General features: G+C 63.5%; 1 protein-coding gene. It reads right to left on the bottom strand.

The genetic code is table 11. The features are described 5' to 3' along the window. Window positions 1-53 precede the first annotated feature (53 nt). Entirely contained in the window at window positions 54-1,265 is a 1,212-nt protein-coding gene (locus tag F4U95_RS24495; protein WP_059150834.1) for an IS256 family transposase, read from the bottom strand. Between the last annotated feature and the right edge of the window lie 158 nt (window positions 1,266-1,423).

Raw genomic sequence — 1,423 nt, 5'->3', positions numbered from 1 at the left:
GGTCGCGTCCGTCAATGTGGTGTAAAATCGGGTGTGGCCACTGGGCTGCATTTTCAGGCGGCCTTGGGTGTAATCTGTAGCGGCTGTGCCTCCTCGATCATTGGTGTGGCAAGGGCGGCCATGCCCTCGATCTGCATGTAGCGGTGCTGGAGCTGGTATTCGTCATTCTGCTCGAGCAGGACGGCGCCGACGAGGCGGATGATGCTGTCCTCGTTCGGGAAGATGCCGACCACATCGGCGCGGCGCTTCACTTCCTTGTTCAGGCGTTCCAGCGGATTGGTGCTGTGGAGCTTGACCCGGTGCTGCTCGGGGAAGGTCATGTAGGCGAGCACGTCGTGCTCGGCATCGTCCATGCAAGCGCCGAGCTTTGGCCAGCGGGCGCGCAACTGATCAGCGACCTGCCGCCAGACCTGCGTCGCAGCGGCATGGTCGGGCTGAAGGAAGACCTGACGGATTGCAGCGGCAACGACGGTATTCTGGCCCTTGGGCACATAGGCCAGGGCGTTGCGCATGAAGTGGACGCGGCAGCGCTGCCAGGTCGCGCCCATGACGCGGGTAATCGCCGCCTTGAGCCCCTCGTGGGCATCGGAGATGACCAGCTTCACGCCGGTCAGGCCGCGCCGGACGAGGTCCTTGAGGAAGCTCGACCAGAACGGCTCGGCTTCGGAAGGACCGATGTGCAGGCCGACGATCTCGCGCTTGCCCTCGGTGTTGACGGCCACAGCGATTATCGCGGCGACACTGACGATCCGCCCGCCCTCGCGCACCTTGAGATAGGTAGCATCGAGCCAGAGGTAGGGCCAGTCGCCGGCGAGCGGCCGCTTGAGGAAGGCGTGGACCCGCTCGTCGATGTCCTTGCACAGCTTGGATACCGAGGACTTGGAGATGCCAGTCATGCCCATCGCCTGCACCAGTTCATCGACGCGCCGGGTGCTGACGCCGGCGATCCATGCTTCCTGGATCACCGCGACCAGCGCCTTCTCGACGGTCTTCCTTGGCTCCAGAAAGCCGGGAAAGTAGGCGCCGGTCCGCAGTTTGGGGATCTTGAGATTGAGCGTGCCGAGCCGGGTGTCGAGACTGCGGTCGCGGTAGCCATTGCGCCAGGTCGTGCGATCGCCGGAACGCTCGTGCCGGCCGGCGCCGACCAAGCCATCGACGTCGGCCTCCATGATGATCTGTAATACGTTCTCGGCGATCGTGCGCAGGAAATCTCCATCTCCGGTCTTCGCCATCAGCTCGGCAAGCGGTAATCTATCGTCGGTCATCGGGATCAACTCCTCGGTGGGCGTGTGAAGTGTGGTAACTCCACCTTACCGATGAGCCCGGTGGCCACCGAGATCGAATTCGCATGGGTGGGGCATGCCCCACCCATGCGATCGCCTCAATCTACACCGGAAATTACACCACGAGCGCGGACGCTAAC

The organism is Sphingobium limneticum (genome assembly GCF_008710165.1).
Lineage (GTDB): Bacteria > Pseudomonadota > Alphaproteobacteria > Sphingomonadales > Sphingomonadaceae > Sphingobium > Sphingobium limneticum.
Note: the sequence above shows the minus strand (reverse complement) of the source record. Positions and strands in the feature narration are given on the sequence as shown.

Coding starts and splice junctions, on each gene's coding strand:
- F4U95_RS24495 (WP_059150834.1), bottom strand. CDS start 1,265: ATGACCGACGATAGATTACCGCTTGCCGAGCTGATGGCGAAGACCGGA.